Source organism: Kitasatospora sp. MBT63 (assembly GCF_000710465.2).
In the GTDB taxonomy this organism is placed as follows: Bacteria; Actinomycetota; Actinomycetes; order Streptomycetales; family Streptomycetaceae; genus Kitasatospora.
Window position 1 is genome coordinate 1 of the sequence record NZ_JAIZ01000739.1, and the last position, 2122, is coordinate 2122.

Sequence of the window (2122 nt, forward strand, 5' to 3'; positions counted from 1 at the left end):
CTCGGGCGGGTCGGCGGGTTGGCGGGTGCGCCGGACACGGAAGGAACGGGGGCGAACTTCGCGGGAGGCAGGACACTACGGCCGGGTAACAAGGCGTCACAAGCAATCGCGCCGGGAATGGTGCAAGGCCGTCGGCCGCCCCCGGATTTCCTGTCATCCGGTGACAATCGCGATCTGACGGGTTGTCAGTGGTTGAGTGCCGGCGGCTCGGCGTCCGGGCGGGCCGGGCGTGCGGGCTCCGCCCCGCCGGGTCGATCCGGCGGGGCGGAGCCGGCGGCGGGCGCCTGCGTCAGCTCACGGGGAGGTGATCGCCTGCGGGGCGCTGAGGACGTAGGCGGCGTTGTAGGTGGCCGCGTCGCCGTTGTTCAGCAGGCCCAGGCAGCTGCCCGAGACGTTGTACGCGTGCAGGTCCCCGCCGCTGATGGTGAGGGTGTTGGTGGAGTTGCTGTAGGTGCCCGTGAGGGTGGCGGGCGTGGTGCTGGTCGGACCGGCGAAGTCGGCGGTGCAGCCGGCGCCGCTGATGTGGGCCTTCACACCGGTGACGGTGCCGGTGGTGACCCCGGTCGCGGAGTTGTAGGTCAGGGCGTTGATGCCCCAGGGCAGGTTCTGCGGGGTGACAGCGAAGGTGATGCCGAGCGGACCGGTGCAACTGGCCCAGCTCACCGAGGAGATGGTGGAGATCGGCAGGCCGTTGCCGCTGCTGAGCACCCCGGCCGCGGACGAGGAGGAACAGGTCAGCTTGGTGCCGGTCCTGGTGTCGGTGAGCTTGGGCGAGGCGGCCTTGGCGGTCCAGGCGCCGCCGGGGCTGGCCGTCCAGGTGGCCGTGGTGGTGGCGGTGGCGGGGGCGAGCGCGAGGCCGGCCGCAGCGGAGAGTGCGGCGGCGGCGACAAGGGCGCCCTTGACTGTGTTGCGCACAGGCTGGTCCTTTCCGAGAGTCGGCGTGCGGGATCATCCGGACTTCCTGTCCGACAACGGGAATTCGGTGACCGCACGGTCCGGGGAAGCGGGGCGGAATGTGGGGGTCGCCCCGCTGAGGTGGGACGTTACGCACCGGTAATGAGGCCGCGCAACGCCCCCGCCCCATTTCCCCCGGACTTCGCTACCCGCCGGTAAATTCTTGTCCGCGCGCGATGAGAAACGCGCGGACCCTTGTCCGGAAGTGAGCACCGGCGCACCGGACGGCGCCCGCCGCTGGAGTCAACTCCTTTGCCCAGGAGCAGGGTTCGTGTTCCCTGGGTGCTGCGCTGCACACCGCTCGTGCTCTATCTTCGGCGCACCACCACATGTTGTGCGCACGCGCCCGACCGAGCCGCACCGGCCGGGCACGGTCAGCAGCGAACCGCCGGAAGCCGCGCCGGCGCGCCGACCGGCCCCGGCGGGGGCCGGTCCGGCCGCCCGCCGCCGCCCGGCCGACCGTCAGGGGGACCACATGGCCAGGCCACCGAAGGCAGCCGGGGCGGCGTCGATGGAACAGATCCCACGCGAACTGGCCGCCGTGATGCGCCCCGAACTCCCCGGCCTGCTCAAGGAGATGGCCGCCGAGATCGTCACCGTCATCCCCGAGTACCGGGAACTCCTGGAGGGCCCCAACGCCCGGGTGATCAGGGTCGGCATCGAACAGAACATCGCCACCTTCGTCGACCAGGTCGCCGCCCCCGCCGCCACCACCGCGCTGCGCGACGAGATCTGCCGGGGCTTCGGCCGCCACGAGGCGTACGAGGGCCGCAGCCTGGACATGCTGCACGACGCCTACCGGATCGGCTGCCAGGTGGCGCTGCGCCGGGTCCGCACGGTCGGGCGCCGCTACAACCTCTCGGTGACCGTGCTGATGGCGTTCGCCGACGCGCTCTTCGCCTACATGGGCGAGATCGCCGAGCTCTCCCGCGAGGGCTACCTCCAGGCGATGGCCGAGCTCGGCGAGGAGCCGGACAACCGCCGCCGCCGGCTGCTGCGCCGCATCCTCGGCGGCACCTCCGTGGCCCGCGGCGCGCTGGCCGAGCTGGCGGAGCTGGCCGTCTGGCCGCTGCCGCAGGAGGTCACCCTGGTCGCCCTGGGCCCCGGCGCGCGGCCCGCCCGCGCGGCGCTCGACCGGGACGTACTGGTGGACCTGGCCGGCCGCGAG

At 72.7% G+C, this 2122-nt stretch carries 1 protein-coding gene and 1 pseudogene; one reads left to right on the forward strand and one right to left on the reverse strand.

The genetic code is table 11. The features are described 5' to 3' along the window. Nucleotides 1–294: 294 nt before the first annotated feature. On the reverse strand, nt 295–915 hold the full coding sequence (locus tag AA75_RS38285; protein ID WP_033825060.1) for a hypothetical protein: 621 nt from the start codon (nt 913–915) through the stop codon (nt 295–297). A gap of 550 nt (nt 916–1465) precedes the next feature. Between AA75_RS38285 and AA75_RS44960 the strand changes: the two are divergent. Then, nucleotides 1466–2122, forward strand: a pseudogene (locus tag AA75_RS44960) (PucR family transcriptional regulator); the annotation flags it as partial.